This window comes from Phycicoccus elongatus Lp2 (assembly GCF_000367525.1).
In the GTDB taxonomy this organism is placed as follows: Bacteria; Actinomycetota; Actinomycetes; order Actinomycetales; family Dermatophilaceae; genus Phycicoccus_A; species Phycicoccus_A elongatus.
In genome coordinates this window covers 835,190-858,054 of record NZ_HF570956.1, presented here as the reverse complement: position 1 = coordinate 858,054, position 22,865 = coordinate 835,190, and the positions used below count along the sequence as shown (strand labels likewise).

General features: G+C 70.2%; 20 protein-coding genes and 1 pseudogene. 7 read left to right on the top strand and 14 right to left on the bottom strand.

Annotation, left to right across the window (positions count from 1 at the left end):
* Positions 1–8 precede the first annotated feature (8 nt).
* The 3 genes from BN10_RS04100 to radA form a co-directional block, all read right to left on the bottom strand.
* Positions 9–896, bottom strand: coding sequence for an HhH-GPD family protein (locus BN10_RS04100; protein WP_040750909.1), 888 nt, complete (start codon positions 894–896; stop codon positions 9–11).
* Positions 897–899: 3 nt separating this feature from the next.
* Positions 900–1,979, bottom strand: coding sequence for a DNA integrity scanning diadenylate cyclase DisA (gene disA, locus BN10_RS04095; RefSeq protein ID WP_010849899.1), 1,080 nt, complete (start codon positions 1,977–1,979; stop codon positions 900–902).
* Positions 1,980–2,097: 118 nt separating this feature from the next.
* Positions 2,098–3,486 (bottom strand): DNA repair protein RadA, encoded by a 1,389-nt coding sequence (gene radA, locus BN10_RS04090; protein WP_010849898.1) that lies wholly within the window; start codon positions 3,484–3,486, stop codon positions 2,098–2,100.
* Between the two features lie 77 nt (positions 3,487–3,563).
* Here radA and BN10_RS04085 point away from each other — a divergent pair, with 77 nt between their 5' ends.
* Positions 3,564–3,917 (top strand): hypothetical protein, encoded by a 354-nt coding sequence (locus tag BN10_RS04085; RefSeq protein WP_010849896.1) that lies wholly within the window; start codon positions 3,564–3,566, stop codon positions 3,915–3,917.
* Positions 3,918–4,029: 112 nt separating this feature from the next.
* Here the strand turns inward: BN10_RS04085 and rplI are convergent, their stop codons facing one another.
* The 6 genes from rplI to BN10_RS04055 form a co-directional block, all read right to left on the bottom strand.
* Entirely contained in the window at positions 4,030–4,476 is a 447-nt protein-coding gene (gene rplI, locus BN10_RS04080) for a 50S ribosomal protein L9 (protein ID WP_010849895.1), read from the bottom strand.
* A gap of 14 nt (positions 4,477–4,490) precedes the next feature.
* Complete coding sequence (gene rpsR, locus BN10_RS04075) at positions 4,491–4,727, bottom strand: 30S ribosomal protein S18 (RefSeq protein ID WP_010849894.1); 237 nt, start codon at positions 4,725–4,727, stop codon at positions 4,491–4,493.
* A gap of 134 nt (positions 4,728–4,861) precedes the next feature.
* Positions 4,862–5,452: a single-stranded DNA-binding protein gene (locus BN10_RS04070; RefSeq protein ID WP_010849893.1), complete on the bottom strand. Its 591-nt coding sequence runs from the start codon at positions 5,450–5,452 to the stop codon at positions 4,862–4,864.
* A 69-nt stretch (positions 5,453–5,521) separates the two neighbouring features.
* Complete coding sequence (rpsF, locus tag BN10_RS04065; RefSeq protein WP_010849892.1) at positions 5,522–5,809, bottom strand: 30S ribosomal protein S6; 288 nt, start codon at positions 5,807–5,809, stop codon at positions 5,522–5,524.
* Positions 5,810–5,840: 31 nt separating this feature from the next.
* On the bottom strand, positions 5,841–7,187 hold the full coding sequence (locus BN10_RS04060) for a glycosyltransferase 87 family protein (protein ID WP_010849891.1): 1,347 nt from the start codon (positions 7,185–7,187) through the stop codon (positions 5,841–5,843).
* 25 nt (positions 7,188–7,212) lie between these two features.
* Entirely contained in the window at positions 7,213–9,432 is a 2,220-nt protein-coding gene (locus tag BN10_RS04055) for a transglycosylase domain-containing protein (RefSeq protein ID WP_010849890.1), read from the bottom strand.
* Positions 9,433–9,670: 238 nt separating this feature from the next.
* Between BN10_RS04055 and BN10_RS04050 the strand changes: the two genes are divergently transcribed.
* Together BN10_RS04050 and BN10_RS04045 are read left to right on the top strand one after the other, a co-directional pair.
* Complete coding sequence (locus BN10_RS04050) at positions 9,671–10,261, top strand: PadR family transcriptional regulator (RefSeq protein ID WP_010849889.1); 591 nt, start codon at positions 9,671–9,673, stop codon at positions 10,259–10,261.
* A gap of 81 nt (positions 10,262–10,342) precedes the next feature.
* Complete coding sequence (locus BN10_RS04045; protein WP_010849888.1) at positions 10,343–11,437, top strand: inositol-3-phosphate synthase; 1,095 nt, start codon at positions 10,343–10,345, stop codon at positions 11,435–11,437.
* An 82-nt stretch (positions 11,438–11,519) separates the two neighbouring features.
* Here the strand turns inward: BN10_RS04045 and BN10_RS15545 are convergent, their stop codons facing one another.
* From BN10_RS15545 to BN10_RS04020, 5 genes are all read right to left on the bottom strand, one after another.
* Positions 11,520–12,377 carry a hypothetical protein gene (locus BN10_RS15545; RefSeq protein WP_010849887.1) on the bottom strand — a complete coding sequence of 286 codons (858 nt, stop codon included), beginning with the start codon at positions 12,375–12,377 and terminating at the stop codon, positions 11,520–11,522.
* Positions 12,378–12,467: 90 nt separating this feature from the next.
* Entirely contained in the window at positions 12,468–14,510 is a 2,043-nt protein-coding gene (locus BN10_RS04035; protein WP_040750907.1) for a fibronectin type III domain-containing protein, read from the bottom strand.
* Positions 14,507–14,905 carry a hypothetical protein gene (locus BN10_RS04030; RefSeq protein ID WP_010849885.1) on the bottom strand — a complete coding sequence of 133 codons (399 nt, stop codon included), beginning with the start codon at positions 14,903–14,905 and terminating at the stop codon, positions 14,507–14,509. Before BN10_RS04030 ends, BN10_RS04035 begins: the two co-directional genes overlap by 4 nt.
* 262 nt (positions 14,906–15,167) lie before the next feature.
* On the bottom strand, positions 15,168–15,833 hold the full coding sequence (locus BN10_RS04025; RefSeq protein WP_010849884.1) for a prepilin peptidase: 666 nt from the start codon (positions 15,831–15,833) through the stop codon (positions 15,168–15,170).
* On the bottom strand, positions 15,830–17,392 hold the full coding sequence (locus BN10_RS04020) for a CCA tRNA nucleotidyltransferase (protein ID WP_010849883.1): 1,563 nt from the start codon (positions 17,390–17,392) through the stop codon (positions 15,830–15,832). The genes BN10_RS04025 and BN10_RS04020 overlap by 4 nt, the downstream gene beginning before the upstream one ends.
* Before the next feature lie 77 nt (positions 17,393–17,469).
* Here BN10_RS04020 and BN10_RS04015 point away from each other — a divergent pair, with 77 nt between their 5' ends.
* The 4 genes and pseudogenes from BN10_RS04015 to BN10_RS17205 form a co-directional block, all read left to right on the top strand.
* Positions 17,470–17,955 carry an NUDIX hydrolase gene (locus BN10_RS04015; protein ID WP_010849881.1) on the top strand — a complete coding sequence of 162 codons (486 nt, stop codon included), beginning with the start codon at positions 17,470–17,472 and terminating at the stop codon, positions 17,953–17,955.
* Positions 17,955–20,168 (top strand): DUF6049 family protein, encoded by a 2,214-nt coding sequence (locus BN10_RS04010; protein ID WP_010849880.1) that lies wholly within the window; start codon positions 17,955–17,957, stop codon positions 20,166–20,168. Before BN10_RS04015 ends, BN10_RS04010 begins: the two co-directional genes overlap by 1 nt.
* Positions 20,165–21,817: a murein biosynthesis integral membrane protein MurJ gene (gene murJ / locus BN10_RS04005; protein WP_010849879.1), complete on the top strand. Its 1,653-nt coding sequence runs from the start codon at positions 20,165–20,167 to the stop codon at positions 21,815–21,817. The genes BN10_RS04010 and murJ overlap by 4 nt, the downstream gene beginning before the upstream one ends.
* A 99-nt stretch (positions 21,818–21,916) precedes the next feature.
* A pseudogene (locus tag BN10_RS17205) lies at positions 21,917–22,865 on the top strand (hypothetical protein); the annotation flags it as partial.

Below are 22,865 nucleotides of genomic sequence, written 5' to 3'. Positions count from 1 at the left end.
GCGCCCGCTCAGCGCGTGAGGCGGAATCGGTTGCCGTTGTTGGGCAACGGCTCGACGAAGCCCTCGGTGATGAGGGCATGGAGCAAGCGGTCGATGCGGCCCTCGGCCGGGTCGATGTCGTCGAACTCCTGACGCGGCAGGGAGTTGGGCGCATCCCGCAATCGTTGGAGGATGTCGCCGCGGACCTTGCGATCGGTTCCCTCGTAGCCCTGCCCGCGCCTCACCGCCCCCTCGTATGCCGGTCGGCCGGCTTCCACCCACGCGCACCCGTCGGCAAGGGGGCAGGACTCACACCGTGGCCGCCGCGCCTGGCAGACGAGTGCACCCAACTCCATGATGGCGACGTTCCAGACAGCCGAGGTCGCCGGATCCTCGGGAACCACCGAGGCGGCCAGGCGTGACTCGGCGGCGGTCAACGAAGGCGCCGCCTGTGCGACACCGGTGACGGCACGAGCCAGGACTCGACGAACATTGGTGTCCACCACCACAGTTCGGTCCCCGAAGGCGAAGGCAGCCACCGCCGCGGCCGTGTAGGCACCCACGCCGGGCAGGGCCAGCAGGTCGGTCTCCAGCCGCGGCACCTCTCCCTCGTGCCGCTCGACCATCGCCACCGCGGCCTCGCGCAGGCGCAGTGCCCGTCGCGGATACCCCAGTCGCCCCCAGGCCCGCACCACGTCACCGGGCGATGCTGCGGCCAAGTCCGCGGGCGTCGGCCAGCGCGCCATCCACTCCCGCCACGGGGCCTCGACCCGAGCCACCGGTGTCTGCTGCGCCATCACCTCCGAGACAAAGACGCCCCACGGTGAGCACTGCGGGTCGCGCCAGGGAAGCGGTCGGGCGTGCGCGGCATACCAACTGAGAATGCGTTGGTGGAGAACCGAATTGGGTAGCGTCAAGGCTCAGACGTAGCGTTCGAGGATGCTCGACTCGGCCAGTCGTGACAAGCCCTCGCGCACGAGGCGGGCACGGCCTTCGCCGACACCGTCGACTTCCTGGAGATCATCGAGCCCCGCGGCGAGCAACTTCTGGAGCGACCCGAAATGGTCGATGAGGCGGTCGACGATGGCCCCGGGCAGCCGGGGCACCTTGGAGAGCAGCCGATAACCGTGGGGACTGATCGAGGAGTCGAGGGCATCGCCGACGACGGGGAATCCGAGGGCCTTGGCCCCGCCGACCGGGTCGAGCAGCTCGGTGGAGTCGAGGGCCTCGAGGTTGGCGATCGCCTCCTCCGCAGAGTAGCCGGCCTTGGACTCGGTGATGTAGTCGCGGATGACGTGCTCCAGGTCGTCGGCCAGGCCCCCGGTGAGCTCCTCGAGCTGCAGCGACAGGAGGCGACCATCGGTCCCCAGCTGGACCACATAGTCGGCGATCTCGTCCTTGATCCGCCGCACCATCTCGAGGCGTTGCAGCACATTGGCGACGTCGCGCACCGAGACCAGGTCCTCGATCTCGAGCGCGGACAGCGTGCCGGTGACCTCGTCGAGGCGCTTCTTGTAGCGCTCGAGGGTCTGCAAGGCCTGGTTCGCGCGCGAGAGGATCGCGCTGGAGTCCTCGAGGACGATCCGCCGGCCGGCGACATAGAGCGCGACGATCCGCATCGACTGGCTCACCGTGACCACCGGGAAACCGGTCTGCTTGGCCACGCGCTCCGCGGTGCGATGCCGGGTGCCTGACTCGCTGGTCTCGATGCTCGCGTCGGGCAGCAACTGCGTCGCGGCCCGCACGATGCGGGTGACATCGCGATCGACCACCACGGCGCCGTCCATCTTGGCCAACTCACGCAGGCGGGTGGCCGAGAACTCTACGTCGAGCGGGAAGCCGCCGGTCGCGATCTGGTCCACGACCCGGTCGTGTCCGAGGACGATGAGGGCGCCGGTGCGGCCCCGCAGGATCCGCTCGAGGCCGTCGCGCAACTCGGTGCCGGGCGCGACCGACCCCAGCGTGTGGCGGACGAGCTCGTCGCTGTGCAGCGCAGCCATCGACTCACTTCCGTCGCGTCGGTCGGTATGCCGCGAGCCTCCCAACCCGCGACCGGTCAGTCGCACGTGGGTGCAGGCCGACCACGAGGAGTCTACGGGTCGCAGCCCAATCGATGCGTCAGGGCGCCGCCAGTGCTTGGACGGCCTCGAGCACCGTGCCGACTTCGACCACCTGCACCTCCGGCGGCACGGGGCCGGCACCGAGCACGCCCTTGGGCACCACGGCATACCGAAAGCCCAGGCGCGCCGCCTCGGAGAGGCGACGATGAGCCCCGGTGACCGGACGCACCTCGCCGGCGAGCCCCACCTCCCCGAAGGCGCAGGTGCCCGCACGCACCGGGCGATCCGTGACTGCGGACGCGACCGCGAGCGCGACCGCCAGGTCGCTGGCCGGCTCGGTGAGGCGGACCCCGCCGACGGTCGAGAGGTAGACGTCCTGCTTGCCGATCGGCGCGCGGGCGCGGCGCGCGAGGACGGCCAGGATCATGTCGACCCGCCCGCGGTCGAGCCCTGAAGTGGCCCGCCGGGGGGTGGGCAGGTCGGTGGCGTCGACGAGGGCCTGCACCTCCGTGACCATCGGCCGCCGCCCCTCGAGGGTGACTGTCACGCAGGTGCCCGGGACCTCGGCGGTCCGGCCGGACAGGAAGAGCCCACTGGGGTCGGCGAGGCCGACGATGCCGACATCGGAGAGGTCGAAGCAGCCGACCTCGTCGGTCGGGCCGAAGCGGTTCTTGACGGCGCGCACCAGGCGCAGCCGACTGTGCCGATCACCCTCGAACTGCACGACCACGTCGACGAGATGCTCCAGCACGCGTGGCCCGGCGATCGAGCCGTCCTTGGTCACATGGCCGACGAGCAGGACCGCGATGCCGCGCGACTTGGCCGCCTGGATCAGCGCGGCGGCAACCTCACGCACCTGCCCCACGTTGCCGGCCGCCCCGTCGATCTCGCCGCTGGAGATGGTCTGCACCGAGTCGACGATCACCAGCTCGGGTTCGACCCGCTCGATCTGGCCGAGCACGGTCGCCAGGTCGGTCTCCGACGCGAGAAAGAGGGTGCACGCCATCGCCTCGATCCGCTCGGCACGCGTGCGGACCTGGGCCGCGGACTCCTCACCGGTGACGTAGAGGACGCGCCGCTCCCCCTCCGGGCCCCCCTCACGCGCCGCTCGGCCGGCGACATCGAGCAACAGGGTCGACTTGCCGATGCCCGGCTCGCCGGCGACCAGCACGACAGCTCCGGGCACGATGCCCCCACCCAGCACCCGGTCGAACTCGGGCACCCCGGTCGACCGCGCCACTGCGCGCCGAGCATCGACCTCCCCGATCGGGACCGCCGGGCGCTCGACAGCCCCTGCCGCGGTCGTGCGCACCTTGACGGCCCCGACCTCACTGATCGACCCCCAGGCCTGGCACTCCCCGCACCGCCCGATCCACTTGCTCGTCTGCCACCCGCACTCCGAGCACTGGTATGCCGCGGCGCTGCGGGCGGAGGACTTGGCTGCCATGCGGCATACGGTATGCCGCGGCGCCGACAGCGCCCGCTCCCTCCCGCGCGCCGGGCGCGCGGTGCGAGACTGGGGCCATGGCCCACATCAGGATCGACAAGACCGAGCAGACCCTCACCGTGGATCTCAGTGCCGTGGAAGTCGTCGAGTCACTGCACCGCGACCTCACGGTGCCGCTGTCGTCCGTGCTGTCGGCGCGGGTGACCGACAAGGCCCTGGGTGAGGTCTTCGGAATGCGGTTCCCCGGGACCGGGCTGCCAGGGCTCGAGCTCGTCGGGACCTTCATCTCGGCTGACCTGGGGCGGACCTTCGCGGTCTGCCACGGACGCGGTGAGGGCGTCGTCATCGAGCTGGATGTGGACGTCGCCGGCTTCGACCGGGTCGTGGCGACCGTGGACGACCCCGAGGCGATCGTCGCCGAACTCAGCTGACGGGTCGCTCAGCGGCACCGATCACAGCACCGATCACGGCGCCGATCACGGCCCCGGGCAAGACTCTGCCCCGGGGCGCGTCAGCACGCGCCGCGGGGCAGAGAATGGATCGTCAGGCGGAGACGACGTTGAGCGCGACCTTGGCCTGGACCTCCGGGTGCAGACGCACGAGTGCCTCGTGCGACCCGAGGGTCTTGATCGGCGTCGGGAGCTCGATCTTGCGCTTGTCGAGGGCGGGGCCCCCGGCAGCGGCGACGGCAGCGGCGATGTCGGCGGTGGAGATGGCGCCGAAGAGGCGACCCTCCTTGCCAGCCTTCGCGGACACCTGGACGGCCTTGGCCTCGAGGTTGCCCTTGAAGGACTTCGCCTCCTCGAGGGACTTCACCGCGCGGGTCTCGCGACCCTTGGCAATGGCGTCGACCTGCTTCTGGCCGCCCTTGGTCCAGGCGGTGGCCAGACCGCGACGGAAGAGGAAGTTGCGGGCATAGCCCGCCTTGACCTCGACGACGTCACCGGCGGAACCGAGGCTCGAGACCTCGTGCGTGAGAATGACCTTCATCGTGTGCGCTCCTCTCAGCGACCGGACGAGGAGTAGGGCAGCAGGGCCATCTCCCGGGCGTTCTTGACGGCGTTGGCGATGAGGCGCTGCTCCTGGACCGAGACACCGGTCACGCGGCGGGCGCGGATCTTGCCGCGGTCGGAGATGAACTTGCGCAGCAACGCTGCGTCCTTGTAGTCGATGTTCTCGACCTTGGCGACCTTGAGGGGGTTCGCCTTCTTCTTGGGCTTGCGAATGACGGGCTTGGCCATCGTGGTGCTCTCCTTTTCGCTGGAGTGTCCAGCGGATGAGCCCTGGTCTCCCAGGGATGGGGTGTTGCTGTGTGTGGATGATTTGCGTCCGAGAGAGCCGTTGCCGTGGCGACGGAACGCGCGGACGCTCTCGATCAGAAGGGGGGCTCGTCGTAGGACGGGGCGTTGCCCCAGCCACCCTGGTTGCCCGAGCCGCCCTGGCCGCCGGAGCCCTGGCTGCCGGAGCCCTGGCCGCCGGAGTTGCCACCCCAGCCGCCTTGGCCGCCGGAACCCCCCTGCGGGGCGGAACCACCGGTGGCCCACGGGTCGGACTGCTGGCCGCCGAAGCCGCCACCACCGAAGTCACCGCTGCCGCCGCCGCGCGAGGTCTTGGTGACCTTGGCGTTGGCATAACGCAGCGACGGGCCGACCTCGTCGACGTCCATCTCGACGACGGTGCGCTTCTCGCCCTCCTTGGTCTCGTAACTACGAGACTTCAGGCGGCCCGAGACGATCACGCGGGTGCCGCGCTGGAGCGACTCGGCGACATTCTCGGCCGCGTCGCGCCAGATGGAGCAGCGCATGAAGAGCGTCTCGCCGTCCTTCCACTCGTTCGACTGGCGGTCGAACGTGCGGGGGGTGGACGCGACGGTGAAGTTCGCGACCGCAGCCCCGGACGGGGTGAAGCGGAGCTCGGGGTCACCGGTCAGGTTGCCGATGATGGTGATGGTGGTCTCGCCTGCCATGGGTCAGATCCCCTTTTGGTCTTCTCGGTGCAGTGCGGGTGTTGATCGAGTGCTGTCTCGCGCTCGGGCTCAGGCGCCCGGACGGAGGAGCTTGGTGCGCATGACCGACTCGTTGAGGCCGAGCTGGCGGTCCAGCTCCTTGGCCGTGGCCGGCTCTGCGGTGAAGTTGACGACGGCGTAGATGCCCTCGGACTTCTTCTTGATCTCGTAGGCCAGGCGGCGACGGCCCCAGATGTCGACGTTGTCGACGGACCCGCCATCCTTGGACACCACGGTGAGGAACTTCTCGAGCGACGGCTGGACGGTCCGGTCGTCGAGCTCGGGGTCGAGGATGACCATGAGTTCGTACTGACGCATGCGTTAACCCGCCTCCTTTGGTCTGTAGCGGTCACGGTCCTTCCGTGACAGGAGGGTATGCAGCATCGCCGACTACCGGTGGAGGTTTTCCACAGGCCGAAGGCAACCTGTCAAGGGTACCCGTCGGTGCGTGCCTCCCCGAAATCGACGGCACCGCCGCCCGGGCCAGCCAGGCGATGCCGGCGAGGCGCACGAGGAGGAACACGGCATACCACCCGGCCGGCAAACCCTTGGTGTGCTCGACCAAGCCGTTGACGAAGAGCCAGTGCGCCACGAAGTAGGCGCCCTCGCAGGCCGCCCAGACCAGGTGGTCGCGCCACCGCACCCCGGCGAGGGCGGCGAGGGGCACCAGCCACAGGGATGCCCCGGGCGGGGCCGCGGTACCGGTCACGAGCACGATGGCGACCGCCACCAGGGCCAGGCCGGCCAGCGAGGGCGCGGGCCCGCGACGAGTCAGGAGCAAGGCGACGACGAAAGCCGCGGCCACCCAGCCGAGAACCGCCAGAGCCACAGCCAGAGGGTCCGGCACTCCCGTCCCCACGAGGGACGGCACGTGCCACGGGGAACCCAGGGAGGTGCCGGCTGCCCACCACGCCCGCCACGCCGAAATGACGGTCCCGGGGTGCCAGGCCAAGGGCAGCGCCACCGCGACCACGCCCCCGAGAGCGCCCAGGGCGAGGGGTCGCAGGTCGGGCCGGCGCTGCGGATCGCGCACGAGGACGACCGCCACCATCACGGCCAGGAGGACGAGCGGGTAGGTCCGGGCCATCACCGCCAGCCCGAGCAGGACCCCGGCCAGGGCGGCGCGGCGACGAAGCCAGGCCACCAGGCCCAGGGTCGCCAGCGCGACACCGAGCAGGTCCGGCGACACCAGGACCGTCAGGGCGGCGACCGGCGAGAGCACCACCTGCGTGGGGTCGGCGCCGGGCACGGTGGCGACCCGGACGGCCATCAGCCCGAGCAGGACGACGGCGAGCACGGCCCAGGTGATCACCAGGGCCTGCTGTGCCGTGAGCAGGGTGGGCGCATCCGTGACGCCGCCGATCAGGCTCATCACGGCCGCGGTCAGCGGCGGTTGTCGGACGTCGAGGTCACCGGAGAGGTATGCCGCGAGCCCCCGGCCGAGGTTGTCGGCACCGACCGCGGTGGCCAGGTCCGACGGGCACATGCGCGTGGTCGGGGTCCGGCCGGACCAGCCGGTGGCGAAGCAACTCTGCAATCTCAGCAGGGCGACCAGGACGCAGGCCAGGGCCGCAACCACGAGCGGCCCCGCCCCGAGGAGACGACGGTCGATCCCCCGGGCCGAGCGGACGGCATACCTCCCCAAGGGGCCACCCGCCCACGCGAGGTGAGCGGGTGGCGATGGGGTGTGCGGCACGCCGACAGGCTATTGCGGCTGCAGGCTATTGCGCGGGCGCCGGCTGCAGCGGGATGGTCGGCGTGGGGTTGTTGCCATTGCCGTTGCCGTTCCCATTGCCCGTGCTGGATGACGCCGACGGGGTCGGGGTCGCCGACGGGGTGGGAGTCGGCGAACGTGTCGGCTGGGTCGGTTGGGTCGGCTGGTCGGCGGGTGTCTCGGCCGGCGTGGGCGTCGGTTCGGCGGTCGACGGCTCGACGGTCGGTGTCGGCTGGAGCGAAGACTTGTTCATGTAGACCGGCTCGGGGAACTTCTGCACCTCCACCCCGTCGAGCGCGACCTTCATGTAGGCCGTCCACACCTTGATCGGCAGCGACCCACCGGTGATCTCGGCATACCCCCCGACGTCCTGCATCGAGAGTTCCTCGCCATTGGGGCCCGGGCGATACATACCCACGGCGGTCGCCAACTGCGGTGCGAAACCGTCGAACCAGGCGGCCTTGTTGTCACTCGTCGTGCCGGTCTTGCCCGCGAGTGGGCGGCCGACGGCCAGGGCCGTCTTGCCACTGCCTCGCTGGACGACCTGCTGCATGGCATAGGTCGTGTCGGCCATCACGTCGGCGTCGAAGGCCTGGGTGACCTCGGGGTTGACCGTGTAGTCGAAGGCGCCGTCGGCGCTCTTGGCCGAGGTGACGAAGTAGGGCGTGGCCTGCTTGCCCTGGGCCGCGATCGTCGCGTAGGCGTTGGCCATCTCCAGGACCTTGACGCTGGAGGTCCCAAAGACGTTGCCGTAGTTGGCGGCGACCTCGGATGTCACGCCCGCCGCCTTGGCCGCCTCGGCGGTCGCCTTGGGCGTGGCCAGGATGTTGAGCTGGGCGTAGACGGTGTTGACCGAGTTCGCGGTCGCCGTCGAGACGTCGATCGTGCCGAAGCCGGTGTTGCCGAAGTTGCGCACCCCGCCCTGCTGGCTGAACGGCTTGTCGGAGGCAGGGTCCTTGAACTCGTTGAAGTACTGCGGGCTCGCCCCGTTGTAGGTGTTGCGGAGGTTGACCTTGCCCTCCTTGAGGGCGGCGATCAGAGTGAACGGCTTGAAGGTCGACCCCGCCTGCATCTTGGCGTCGGTGGCCGAGTTGAACTGCTCGGTGGCATAGTCGGCGCCGCCGTAGAGGGCGACCACCGCCCCGTTGCCGGGGACGACCGAGGCCAGACCGACGCGGAGGTCGGGGGCATCGGCCGGCATCGACTCCTGGACGGCGGCCACGGCGGCGTCCTGTCGCGGCTTCTCGATGGTGGAGACCACCTGGAGGCCACCGCGCTCGATGTCGGCGTCGGAGAGCTTGAGTTTGGCCTTGAGCTCGGACTTGATGAGCTGGACGAGGTAGCCATTGGTGCCAGTGGCCGTGGGCGGCTTCCACTCGATCGGGGTCGGGAACTGCATGGCCTGACGGGTGGCCTGGTCGAGCCAGCCCTGGCTGACCATGCCGTCGAGGACGTAGTTCCAGCGGGTCGTGACGTTCTTGAGGTTCTCCGGTGCGACCTGGGGGTCGTAGATCGAGGGACCGCGGATGACCGAGGCGAGGACGGCCGACTCCTCGACGGTGAGGTCCTTGGCGGACTTGCCGTAGTAGGCCTGGGCCGCGGTCTCGATGCCGTAGGCGCCGCGTCCGTAGTAGATGGTGTTGAGGTAGTTCTCGAGGATCTGCTGCTTGCTCTGCTGCTGGTCGATCTTGATCGAGAGCAGGATCTCCTTGTACTTGCGGGTGAGCGTTCGGTCCGAGGACAGGAAGTAGTTCTTGACGTACTGCTGGGTGATCGTGGAGCCACCCTGGGTGGCCCCGCCACCCTTGATCGCGACGATGACCGCCCGGAGCATGCCCTTGGGGGACACACCGTTCTCCTGGTAGAAGCCGCGGTCCTCGGCCGCGAGCATCGCCTCGCCGACGTGCTCGGGCAGGTCGGCGATGTTGACCGACTCCCGGTTGATCTGGGAGATGCGCTGCAGCTCGGTCTTGCCGTCGGCGTAGTAGATGACCGAGGCCTGCGCGGTCGCAATGTCATTGGGCTTGGGCGGCTTGATCGTCGCGTAGGAGATGCCGACGAAGAGCAGGCCGAGCACAGCGACCGCGAGCGCGGCCCACAGGATGCGGCGCAGCCAGAGACGGCGCGGCTTGCCGGACCTGCTGTTGGCGGCGCGGGCGGCCCGACGGGTGCGGGGCGCCTTGCGGGGACCATTGCGTGGCGCGTTGCGTGGGCTCGAGGCGGTCATGGACGACTTCCGGTCGGGGGCAGGGGTGCAGGCGGGTGGGACCGCGGACATTCTGCGACTCCAGCGTCCGGACGGGCGCTGGAGTTCCTGTCCAGTATGACCACACCCACCTGTGCAGCCCACATCCTCGGCACGAGACGCGCCACCCTTCACACAATTCTCACGATGTATCGCTGCGATACATCGTGCGCTAGAGTGCGGTGCGTTACGGCATCAGCGACGGCAAGGAGGAACGGTCATGGCACGACGCGCCGATCTCCTCGAGTTCGCCATCCTGGGCCTGCTTCACGAGGGCCCGACCCACGGCTATGACCTGCGCCGCCGCCTCAACAGTGCGCTCGGTCCCTTCCGGGCCCTGTCCTACGGCTCGCTCTATCCCGCGCTGCGCACCCTGACCGACCGTGGCCTGATCGCCCACGTCGACGAGCCCGGGATGACCCCGCTCAGCACCGGTGCGCGCGCCGCTGCCAGCGCCCGCCCGCGGATCTCCTACCAGCTCACGGCCGAGGGCAAGGAGCACTTCGAAACCCTCGCCCGCCGCGCCGGCACCGACACCGCCGAGGACGACACCTTCGAGGTGCGCTTCGCCTTCTTCGCGCGGACCGAGGCCGACATCCGTCGGCTCATCCTCGAAGGGCGGCGCCACCGCCTGCAGGAACGACTGGACGCCGGTCGCGCCGACCGCGACCGCCGCCGCGAACAGGCCGACTCGTGGAGCGCCGCCCTGGCGCAACACGCCGAGGAGAGCACCGAGCGCGAGGTGCGCTGGCTCTCCGAACTCATCGACGCCGAGAAGCGTCACCCCCAAGACCCCGGTCCCCAGCCCTAGCCGGACCGACGACGGCACCGGGCCCCGCGGCATACGGACTGTCGAGCAACCCCCCTGCACCACCACAAAGGAGTACTCCAGATGAGCACCATCCGCGTCGCGATCGTGGGCGTCGGCAACTGCGCGAGCTCACTCGTGCAGGGCGTCCACTACTACAAGGACGCCGACCCGGCCGCCACCGTGCCCGGTCTCATGCACGTCACCTTCGGTGACTACCACGTCCGCGACGTCCAGTTCGTCGCGGCCTTCGACGTCGACGACAAGAAGGTCGGCAAGGACCTCGCCGAGGCGATCAACTCCTCCGAGAACAACACCATCAAGATCGCCGAGGTCCCGACCTCCGGCGTCACGGTGCAGCGTGGCCACACCCTCGACGGTCTGGGCAAGTACTACCGGATGACGATCGACGAGTCGGCCGCCGAGCCGGTCGACGTCGTCGCCGCCCTGCGCGAGTCGCAGGCCGACGTGCTCGTGTCCTACCTGCCGGTGGGCTCCGAGGAGGCCGACAAGTTCTACGCGCAGTGCGCGATCGACGCCGGCGTCGCCTTCGTCAACGCCCTGCCCGTCTTCATCGCGTCCGACCCCGAGTGGGCCGCGAAGTTCGAGGCGGCCGGTGTGCCGATCATCGGTGACGACATCAAGTCCCAGGTGGGCGCGACCATCACGCACCGCGTGATGGCCAAGCTCTTCGAGGACCGCGGCGTCGCGCTGGACCGCACCTACCAGCTCAACGTCGGCGGCAACATGGATTTCAAGAACATGCTCGAGCGCGACCGCCTCGAGTCCAAGAAGATCTCCAAGACCCAGGCCGTGACCTCGAACCTCGAGGGTTCGCTCGCCGGTGTCGGCGCCGATGACCGCAACGTCCACATCGGCCCGTCGGACTATGTCGCCTGGCTCGACGACCGCAAGTGGGCCTATGTGCGCCTCGAGGGTCGCGCCTTCGGTGACGTGCCACTGAACCTGGAGTACAAGCTCGAGGTCTGGGACTCCCCGAACTCCGCCGGCATCATCATCGACGCGATCCGCGCGGCGAAGATCGCCAAGGACCGCGGCATCGGCGGCGCGCTGCTGTCCGCCTCGTCCTACCTGATGAAGTCCCCGCCGGAGCAGCGCGAGGACACCGAGGGTCGCGCTCGCCTCGAGGCCTTCATCGCGGGCACCGAGCCCCGCTGACGTCTGCCCGCTTGCGTCCGCGCCCCCCGTTGCCATCGGCACGGGGGCGCGGACGCAGTGCGTTGGGGGGTCGGTCAGACCCTCAGCCCTGCTGGACGAGGTAGACCGTTGCGCCGGAGTCGGCGGTGCAGGTCACCAACGCGGTGCCGGTGCAGCGCAGCGTGTACGCCTTGTTCGTCACCGGCGACGTGGCCGAGATCTCGACATCCCCGCCGGCGGTCGGCGCTGCGGCATACGCCTTCTGGACCGCGAGCGCGAAAGGGCACGAGGTGTTCTGGTCGGCAGCGAAGACTCCGGTCGCGGGGCCCGCACCGACGCTGCCGCACGCGATCGACCCCTCAGGGGCCGGCCCCGCACTGGTGCTCGCCGAGGGAGTCGACGCCGACGGTGACGCCGACGCGGACGGTGAAGTGGCGCTCGGGCTCTGCTGGCCCGACGCGGTGCTGCTCGTTGTCGGCCGCGGACTGGTCGTCGTCTGGCCGCTGCTCGCGTTGGACGCGCCCTCGTCGGTCCGAAAGAGCGACCACGCCGCGAAGACCACGGCGAGCACGACCGCGGCGGCCGCGATCACGACCAGCCAGCGACCCGCCCCACCCCGACGCTCCTCGGGCTCGTATGCCGTGTGCCACTCCTGCGGGCCCGGCTGCCCCGACGTGTACGCCGGCGTCGCCGCCGAGGCCGGCATCGGCAACGCCTGGGTCTGCGCAGGCGGCTGCCATTCCGGTGGCTGCTGCGCCGGCGGCTCCCACGCCGGCGGCACCTCACTCGACGACGGCCCGGCGGCGAAGAGCTCATCGGTCAGCGAGCCCTCCGGTTCGGCCGGCCCCTGCGACGAATCGGTCGCTTGCACCGACTCGCCCTCCGGGCGTTGGGCCGCACCGCAGTGCGGGCAGAAGGCGGCCCACACGGCCACCGGCTGCTCACAGGTCGGGCACTGCACTGGTGATCAACTCCTTGTGGTGCGCGGGCAGGCAAAGACCCAGTCTTGCCCGCGGCGTCGACCGTTGGCAATCCGCACCCTGTGGGGCCCCTAGGGATTTTGCCAGTTGACCGTGACCGACTTGCTCTGCTTGGCGCTGGTGCACGTGACCGTCACCCGTGGGTAGGAGAGGTAGCCGAAATAGCCACTCCCCTCCCAGGTCGAGCCGTCAGCCATGCTCCACGAATCGGTGTTGTCACCGTAGCCCGCGGTCACGGCATTGGCGCGGTAGTTGCAACTGGCCGGGCCGAGGAAGTTGTCGATGTGGACCCTGACGCTGTAGCACGGTGAGACCGGGTCACACAGTTGGTCGGGGCGGTTGGAGACCTTCCGCCCGTGCGAGACCTGGAGCACCGGCGTCGGCAGAGCGGTCTTGGCCGACATCGTCGTCCACGCCGACCAACCACCTTCCGAGTGCGCACGCACCTCGATCGTGTAGGTCGTGTCCCACCCGCCACCGGCGCTGATGGAGGTCCGCACCCCGGAGCCGGATGCCGCACCGCGCACCTCGACGTTGTCGATCGGTCGACCATCGGTCGGCAGGTTCCACCGGAAGGTCACCGTCTGGCCGCTGACGCTCGTGCCGCTCTCGACCGGCTTGGGGGTCGGCCCGAAGGGATGCACCTGGGCACTGGCTGGGTTGCTGTCCTGGCTGCCGTTGTTCGCGACGACGGTGAAGGTCTGGTTCGTCGTCGGCAGTGTGCCGGTCCTGACCTGGATGGGCGACCCGACGGTGCAGCCACCACCGCTGCAGACGGTGCCACTGGCTCCCGAGGACGAGGTCCACCGCACCGACGAATAGCCGGTCGCGTGCGGGTTGCCCAGGGTCACGACGAGGGTGGCGGTCTTGTCCGGACTGGGCGTTGATGCCGACACGGACGGGTTGGCAGGCTGTCCGATGGCCGTGAACGAGTTGACATTGGCCTGCGGCGACACGAGGTCGGCGCCGTTCGTGGCAGTCACGACGTAGTCATACCGAGAACCGTTGACACTCACCTGATCTCGCGCCGTGAAGGTGTTCGGAGCGGTCGTCGCCACCACCTGCCAGGCGCCTCCACCGGCTCGCCGATAGACGGTGTAGTTCTTCAACGGCGGACCATTGGGCCTGGTCGCCGACCAACTGATGTCGACGGAGGTCAGGTCGGCCGTCGGCCCGAGGCCACCTGGGCTCAGGGTCGGCGCCCCGACCGCCGGCGGCGTGCCCGCCGACTGCATGAGGGTGGCGGCACCGAAGGGGCCAGCGCCGACCTCGTTCCAGGCCTGCGCCGAGACGTTGTACTGCACCTCGTTGTTGAGGCCTGTCACCGTCGTGCTCATCGCGGGCGCGGCCACGTCGACGGTGCGCGCCGACGACCCGTCCGAGGCGATGAGGCGCAGCGAGAACTTCGAGACCGCGCTCCCCTTGTTGTCCGGAGCCTGCCACGCGATCGAGAGTTGCCCGTCGCCGCGGGAGGCCATCGTGACGCCGTTGACCGGACCGGGTTTGGTGTCCGGCCGCGCGACATTGCTGGGCGCACTCGGGTCACCGGTGCCGACCGCATTGGTCGCGGTCACGGTGAAGGTGTAGTCCTGCCCGTTGTTGAGGCCTTCGATGGTGCACGGCGAGGCGCTGCACGCCAGCGACCCCGAGCTCCCCCCCGTCCAGTTCACCGTGTAGGTGCGGATCGGACTGCCCCCGTCATACGTGGGCGCCACCCAGCCGACGCGAGCGCGGCCACCGGCGTCACGGTCCGCCTGCGCGGTCACGCCCGTCGGCGCTCCCGGCCGACCCAGCAAGGTCACCTCGACGGCACCACTGGCACTGCGCCCCGGGCCGTCGGAGACGGTGAGCGACACCGTCGCCGTCAGGCTCGGCGCCTTGCCGGCCGTCACCGTGAGAAGGCACCCGCTGTGGGAGGCGGTGACGTTCTGCCCGGCCGTGACCGACTCGGCGTCGATCGAGCACGCGGGCTTTTCGAGCGGGCTGTCGAGGTAGGCCGCGACGTCGAGGGTCTGCGACTGCCCCTCCTGGAGCCCGGCGATCGCCATCGGACGCAAGCGCGGCGGCGGCAGCGGTGCCTCCTCGTCCGTCCCACCGATGACCTGCACCTTCACCGTGCCGGTCGTCGTGCCGCCCTTGACCCCGATGGTGAGGGTTGCTGCACAGGCCCGTGGTCGATGGCCGTCACCAGGTGCACGACCACGACCGGGGTGTCCCAACTGACGTTGCACGCCCGCCAAGCACGACCGTCGATCTCGAGGCCAAACGTCGGGTCCACCTGGGCGTCGGGTTGGGCGTGTTCACCGGCCACCATCTCGTCGAGCAGGTCGTCGAGGGTCACGTCGCGGCCCACCGTGCGCAGCGCGACGGTCACCACAGCCCGTCCACCATGGCGCTCGAAGCGCACGAGGTCTGCGCCGGCCGGGACCTGCGTCCAGTCGGCGGCGAGCTCGACGTGGACCTCGGGTGCCGCCGGTGAGAATGCACTCGGATGGCTGGCGGGGGACATGCGAAAGGGCCTTCCGTTGCTGGCGCGATGGTTCTCGACAGACTAGACGCAGATCGCCCGCCCTCCCATGGGGAGTTCTCCCCACACGGATGCCGGCCCTGAGGGTGGGGCGGGCGCGGCGGGCCCACCCTCGGGTACGAAGAGCCATATGTCTCAAAACGACGTGGGCTGTCCAGTCGCCCAAGCGTGCCCCCACCCAAATCAGTAGACCTAGGTCATCGAGGGTGGGGCTCTTGCGACCGCCAAGCCCTCGGCGGGTAGGTCAGCGTGCCCAGTGGATCCACGGAAGAACGAGTGCCCCAAGGGTTCCCGCGACCATCGCGGGGCCGAAGGCCAGGTGGGTCGAGCGTGAGGCCCCCCGGGCGAGCACCAACCAGAGGGCCGCCAGGCCCCCGAGGAGGAAGGTCGCCATCGTCGCGACCAGAACGGCGCCCCAGGTCAGGTGCCCCAGCAGCAGGCCGAGGGAGGGTGCCAACTTGGCATCGCCCACGCCCATCCCGGACCCGCCACCGATCAGGACGAGCACGAGATAGAGGGCCCCGAGCACGAGCGCCGCGAGCAGCGCCCGACGCCACGACAGCCAGTCGTCCTCGACAACGGCGACCCCGGTGAGCCCGGTCAAGGCGATGAGGAAGGTCGGTCCGGTCAACGCGTCCGGGAGCCGGTGCACATCCAGGTCCACGGCACACAGGATGAGTAGCAACACCGACACGACGACATAGACGACGGTGAGCACCACCGAGTCACCGTGCACCCATCCGAGGACTCCGCCGACGACCGCCGCCACCGGCAGCAGCCAGCGAGCCCCGGGCACGTCGCCCGCGTCGGTGTCACTCTCGCGTCGGTGTCCGCCAGCCCTGACCCACCGCCAACCGGGGAGGGCGAGCAGGGCCGCGAGTGCGGCATACCCGACGACCGCCAGGCTCACCGGGACTCGGGCTGCTCGGCCCACCACGCGAGCAACCGCTCGCGGGCAACGTCCGGCCCGATCGGCCCCTCGTCGAGACGCACGGACAGCAGGTAGGTGTACGCCCGCCCGAGCACCGGGCCCGGCGTGATCCCCAGGACCTTGGCGATCTCGTTGCCGTCCAACTCGGGGCGCACCTTGCCGAGCTCCTCTGCTTCGAGCAGTCGCCCGATGCGTGCCTCGAGGTCGTCATAGGTTGCGGCCAGTCGCTTGGCCTTGCGCACGTTGCGGGTCGTGCAGTCCGCGCGGGTCAGCCGGTGCAGCCGCGAGAGCAGCGGCCCGGCGTCCGTGACATAGCGTCGCACCGCCGAGTCGCTCCACTGCCCCTCGCCGTAGCCGTGGAAACGCAGGTGCAGCTCGACCAGCCGCGACACCGCCTTGATCGTGTCCTTGTCGAAGCGCAGGGCCCGCAGCCGCTTGGCCGTGAGTTTCGCGCCGACGACCTCATGGTGATGGAAGGACACCCCACCGCCGGGCTCGAACCGCCGCGTCGCCGGCTTCCCGATGTCGTGCAGCAGTGCGGCCAGACGCAGCACGAGGTCGGGTCCGGGCAGATCGCCACCTTCCAGTGCGATCGCCTGGTCGAGGACGGTGAGACTGTGCTCGTAGACGTCCTTGTGGCGGTGGTGTTCGTCCATCTCGAGCTTGAGGGCCGGCAACTCCGGCAGGACGTATGCCGCCAGGCCGGTGTGGACGAGCGCCTCCAGTCCCGCTCGGGGGTGGTCGGCGAGAAGGAGTTTGGTCAGCTCGTCGCGGATCCGCTCGGCCGAGACGATCTCGAGGGTGGTGGCCATCTCGGTCATCGCGGCCAGTACTTCGGGCGCGGGCACGACGCCGAGTTGGGCGACGAAGCGTGCCGCGCGCATCATCCGCAGCGGGTCGTCGCCGAAGGACACCTCGGGGGGGCCGGGCGTGCGCAGGGTGCGGTCGAGGAGTGCCGGCAGGCCGGCATACGGATCGACGAAGGTGAGGTCCGGGAGGCGGAGGGCCATCGCGTTCATCGTGAAATCGCGGCGCTTGAGGTCGTCCTCGAGGGAATCGCCGAAGGCGACGACCGGCTTGCGGGTCACCCCGTCATAGGCATCGGCGCGATAGGTCGTGACCTCGACGATGGTGTCGTCGCGGCGGGCGCCGATGGTGCCGAACTCGCGGCCCATGTCCCAGGTGGCGCCGCCCCAACGGGCCAGGATCGGCTCGATCTCGTCGGGACGGGCGGAGGTGGTGAAGTCGAGATCGGGCGAGGTTCGCCCCAGGAAGGCGTCGCGCACGGGCCCCCCGACAAGGGCCAGGGAGTGGCCCTCGGCCGCGAAACGGTCTCCGAGGTCGGTGAGCAGCGGCAGCACGGGCGCGAGGTGGGCGACGGCGTGGCGGAGCAGCTCAGCGGAAGGTTGTGCGGGCACGAGGACCAAGCGTAGGCGCGCGACCCCACCAGGTCCGGCCGGCACGTGCGCTGGCAGGGCCTTGAGCACCAGGTCGACAGGTGGCGAGTTGGTGTCGCCCGGAGTCGGCTGGTGCGACATCACGTCGACAACTGGCGAGTTGGTGTCCTGCCCCGGGTGCTCTGGTCACATCGTTCGCTCTGGTTACAGTGACAGTTATGAGTCATGCAGCCGCCGAACCCCCCCGGGTTCCCCGACGGCTGCCCTGCGTCGAGGAACGCTCCGCCGGTGGCGTCGTCGTCGACGTCTTCGAAGGCCAGGCCCGCATCGCCGTCATCGCCCGGCGCAATCGGGCCGGCCGCGTCGAATGGTGCCTGCCGAAGGGGCACATCGAGGGCGAGGAGACGCTGCCTCAGACGGCCGCGCGCGAAGTGGCCGAGGAGACCGGCATCGAGGGGCGCGTGCTCATCGAGTTGGGGACGATCGACTATTGGTTCGCGGTGGGGGACCGCCGGATCCACAAGTACGTCCACCACTACCTGCTCGAGGCCATCGGTGGCGACCTGACGATCGAGAACGACCCTGACCAGGAGGCCATCGACGTCGCGTGGCTCCCGCTGCGCGAGGCACATCGGCATCTCACCTTCCCCAACGAGCGTCGGATCGCGCGGGTCGCCTGGCAGCGACTCGCCGGGGACACCTGATGCCCAGCGGCCCGTCCATCACCGGGCGGGTCCCCACACGATCGCTCCATCTGCTGGTCCTGACCCTGCTCATCGCCCTGATCCCCTGGCTCACGGCTGCGCCGGCCCATGCCGCAGACAATTCCGTCCTCGGCATCGTGGTCCGGACCGTCACCCCGGTCGTCGCCGGAGCCGGCGACCCGATCACCCTCCAGCTCGAGGTGTCGAACTCCGCGTCCTCCCCCAGTGCCCCCACAACGCTCAACGTGCTCCTGGGCACCGAACGGCTCGATGACACCGCCGCTGTCGACGCCTGGGCGGCCGGTCACCAGGCGGCAAGTGGTCGACTGGTGGCCCAGACCGAGGTGGCCGCCATCCCCGCCGGATCCGTCACGCCGGTGACCGTCACCCTGGCCCGCGCCGGCGACCTCACCCGCCGCCCCTACGACGTCGTGGCCCTCTCGCTCGAAATCGGATCGGCGATCACCCACACCTTCGTCGGTGTGCAGCGAGCCAAGGAGTTCGAACCCCTCAGCGTCGCCTGGCTCGTGCCCGTCACCCTCGACGCCCAGCCCGGCCTGTGGACCTCCCCGTCAGTCGACCGGTGGCACGCGTGGGAGGACGCCCTGGCCGACGACAGCCGCATCGGCCGGCTCATCACCGCCACCCGAGGGACTGAGGTCACGCTCGCCGTCGACGCCGGCTTGCTCACGCCCGTCGCCCAGGCTTCGGCTCCCGCTGTCGCACCAAGCGCCACACCCACGCCCTCGGCGACACCCACCCCCAGCGCCTCACCCCAGACCGACACCCAACTCCAGGCCCTCGACCCCCTCGAGGCAGAGGCGATCGTCCGCAACCGTGCCACATCACGCCTGCGGGCAGCCCTCGCCGATCGCCAACCGATCCTCCTGGCCGCCGGTGACCCCGATCTGGCTGCGCTCACCGACAACCCGGACCCAGCGGTCGCGCTGGCCCAGCAGCAGGCGACCACGCTGGCCTCGGACCTCGGGGGCCGCGCGGACGTGGCGTGGCCCGTCGACCCCCGCTACTCCGACGACGCCGCCAACCGGTATGCCGCGGCGCTGGGTCAGCGCCCCGCCGCCACCATCGTGGACCGGGACCGGCTGGCCTGGCGCCTCGACCAGGGCAGCGCGGGACGCAAGTCGCGCAGTGAGGTCCCCCTGCTGGCCCGCGCCTCGGCCCTGAGCGCCGCCGCCGGTCAGGCCATGGTGGCCGAGACGGCGGGCGCGGCTCGACAACTCTTCCTGGCGCACAGCCTGACCCTGCTGCAAGAGTCCCCCGGACTGGCACGCACCGTCCTCGTCGCCCCCGACCGTGGCCTCGATGCTGACCCGACCGCACTCAACGAGTTGCTCACCTTCGCTCGGTCCGTGCCATGGCTCTCGTCGACCACCGTCTCGACCCTCATCGACCAAGCGGCCGGCGCCGACGCCGTCACGACCGCCGCGAGCGGAGACGAGGCACCGATCCCTGTCAGCCCCCTGTCGCCGGCCGTGCGCACGCACTTGACCGAGCTGGGCGCCGAAGCCGGCGAGGTCGGTGACATCCGGTCCGATGGGGCGAGCATCCAAGCCGACGTGACCGCGCGCATCGCCGCCCTCACCTCGAGCGCCTGGCGCGGCCACGAGGAGGCCTTCGGTGTGGTCATGCAGGGTTTGACCCAGGAGATCACGGCCAATCGCAACGCCGTGCGCGTGGCGGACCAGACCATCAACTTCCTCGCCGACAGCGGTCGCGTCCAGATCACCGTGGTGAACTCGTTGGACGTGCCGGTCCGCGGCGTCCGCGTCCAACTCGTCCCGCAACGCCCCATCCTCCGGATCGCGCAGGACACCAAGGTCGTCGACATCGGGGCCAACTCGCGCACCACGGTGACGTATGCCGTGGACGCGCTGGCCGCCGGAAATGTCCGGCTCGAGGCCCGCGTCACCGGGCCGACCGGGCGTGCCGTGGGGCCGACCACCTCGATGCTCGTGCGAGCCACGCCGACTGGTGCGGGGATCTACTGGGTCCTCGGTGGCGTCATCCTCGTGGTCTTTGCCCTGGGCCTGTGGCGCAACCGTCGTCAGCGTCGACGCGCAGCTGCGACCGGTGCGACGACGCCCAATGTCGTCCAGGTCGACGATGACGGCGATGTCATCGAGCAGTCCCGCATCGCGCGGGATCACGAGCCCGAGGTGGACCGGGCGGACACGGTGGAGGAGCGGGCGTGAGCGAGCAGAGGGCCGTGGCAACAGCGGGCGGCGACGTCCGCCTCGCCCGAGCCGGCCTGGTGATGGCCGCCGGCACGCTGACGAGCAGAGTCCTGGGGCTGATCAGGGTCTCCCTGCTCGGCGGCATCATCGGGACCACCGGGCTCGCGGCCGACGCCTTCGGCGTGGCCAACACGCTGCCCAACCAGTTCTACCTGATCCTCGCCGGCGGCATCCTCAACGCCGTTCTCGTGCCCCAGATCGTCAAGTCGATGACCCATGACGATGGCGGGCAGGAGTTCGTCAATCGCCTGGTGACCCTGGCGCTCATGCTGTTGGTCGGTGCCACCGTGCTGGTGACCGTGGCCGCACCGCTGCTCGTCATGGCGTTCTCGAAGGTCCGCTCCGGGCCAGCCTTCCACCTCGCGGTGGCCTTCGCCTTCATCTGCTTGCCGCAAGTCTTCTTCTACGGCCTCTACACCCTGCTCGGGCAGATCCTCAACGCGAACAACCGCTTCGCGGCATACATGTGGGCGCCGGTCGTCGCCAACGTCGTCGCCCTCGCCGGGCTGCTCTACTTCCTGGCGTCAGGGCAGCCGTCGATGGTCGGCCCCGCCGACTGGACCCCGACGATGATCTGGATCCTCGCGGGCTCCAGCACGCTGTCAATCGCCCTGCAAGCGCTCTTCCTCGTCATCCCCCTGCGCCGCATGGGTTTCCGGTATCGCCCGGTCTGGGGGTTCCGCGGCGTCGGGTTGGGCTCGGCGGGAAAGGTCGCCGCGTGGACCTTCGCGGCCGTGATCGTCGCCCAACTCGGCTTCGTCATCACCTCACAGGTCCTGACGCGGGCCTCTGACCTGATGGATGCGCTGCACCAGGTCGGCCCGGGGCGGGCCACCTTCGACAACGCCTTCCTCCTCTTCATGCTGCCGCACTCGCTGGTCACGGTCTCGCTCGTCACCGCCCTCTTCACTCGGATGTCACGCGGAGTGACCCAGGGCGATTCCACGGCGCTGGCCGCTGACGTCCGACGCGGCCTGCGGATGCCGGCGGTGATCCTCGTCCCCGGTGTCGTGCTCGTCCTCGTCTTCGCCGACCTCGTCACCCGCGTGCTCTTCTTCCGCAACGACTACCCCCAGACCCATGCCGTCGCCATCGTCGCGATGGCCCTCTACTGCGGCGTCATCCCCTTCGGGTGGCTCTACCTCTCCGAACGCTTCTTCTATGCCCACGAGGACGCGCGCACGCCCTTCTTCATCCAGTGCCTCGTCACCACGATCTCCCAGACGGGCGCGCTCATCGGGGCCACCCTCGATCCGCGACACACCGCGATCGCCATCGGCATCGCGCAGTCGATCGCCTACGCGACCGGGGCCATCATCGGCTTCACCCTGATCCGCCGCCGACTCGGGCGGCTGGGGCTGGGAGGGGTGCTCGCGGCATACCTGCGCCTGCTCGGCCCGGCGATCGTGTCGGCCGCCCTGCTGTGGTTGGGGCTGCGGGCGCTCGCGCCCGATCTGCTCGACCGGGGTCCGGCGCCCGCTCTGCTGGCCCTGCTCGTGGCCGGACCGGTGCACCTGCTCCTCTCGCTCGGCGGCGCTCACCTGCTGCGGGTGCCCGAGGTCGGCGAACTCGTGAGCCCCGTGCTGCGTCGGCTCCGGCGTGGCTGAGCCGCCTGCGCCTACTATGAAGGGCCGAACGGGTGGACCGCACCCGGGCCATCCGTGAGTTCGCCCCGGCGAGCGCACCGCACGCACGAGGAGTTGTCAGTGGAGGGCGTTGGACCCGGTTCGGTGCTCGCGGGCCGATACACCGTCGGCGCCTTGGTGCGGCAGAGCGCCGGTGCCCAGCGGTGGACCGCCCGGGAGCCGGTCCTCGGCCGCTCCGTCTCCCTGCTCATCCTGCCCTCCGGTGACAGCCGCGCAGCCGCCGTTCTCGACGCGGCACGGATGGCCGCCGGTCTCGACATCCCGGGTTGCGTGCGGATCCTCGACATCGGCCTGGAAGGGCCTGCGGCCTGGGTCGTCGAGGAAGCCCTCGCGGACGCCAAGTCCGTCGTCGACCTGGTGCGCAACGGCGGACTCCCCGGAGACGAGGTGCGCCGGATCGTCGGCGAGGCCGCGACCTCCCTCGATGCCGCTGCCGCGCGGGGGCTGCACCACCTGCGGATCACGCCCGAGGAGGTCTTCCGCACTCCCGAGGGCGACATCAAGGTGCGTGGTCTGGCCACCGAGGCGGCCCTGCACGGGGCGGAGGAGGACTCCGTCTCGGCCGATAGAACCGATGCCGTCTGTCTCGTCGCTCTCACGTATGCCGCGTTGACCGGCCTCTGGCCGCTGCGTGATCTGCCGTCGGCGCTGCCGCCGGCCCCTCGGCTGGTCCACGGCGTGCCGGCCCCCTCCGAGATCGCCGCAGGGGTGCCTCGGGACCTCGACACGCTGTGTCGCCTGACTCTCGGCGGTACGGGTGGCCCGACGTCGCCGGGTGACTATGCGCGCCAGATCGCGCCGTGGTCGTCGCGTCAGATCTTCGGGCGGCCGACGCTCCCGGAGGAGTCTCCGGTCGCGGCTGTGGCGCCGGTGGCGGTCACGTCACCTGCGGAGCCGGCCGTGGCGGCGCCGGCTGCGGCCTCGCCAGCCATGGCGGCGCCGACTCCCGAGGGGTCGGACGCTGCTGCCCCCGCGGTGGCGATCACGCCGACTGCTGCCGTCCCGCCGG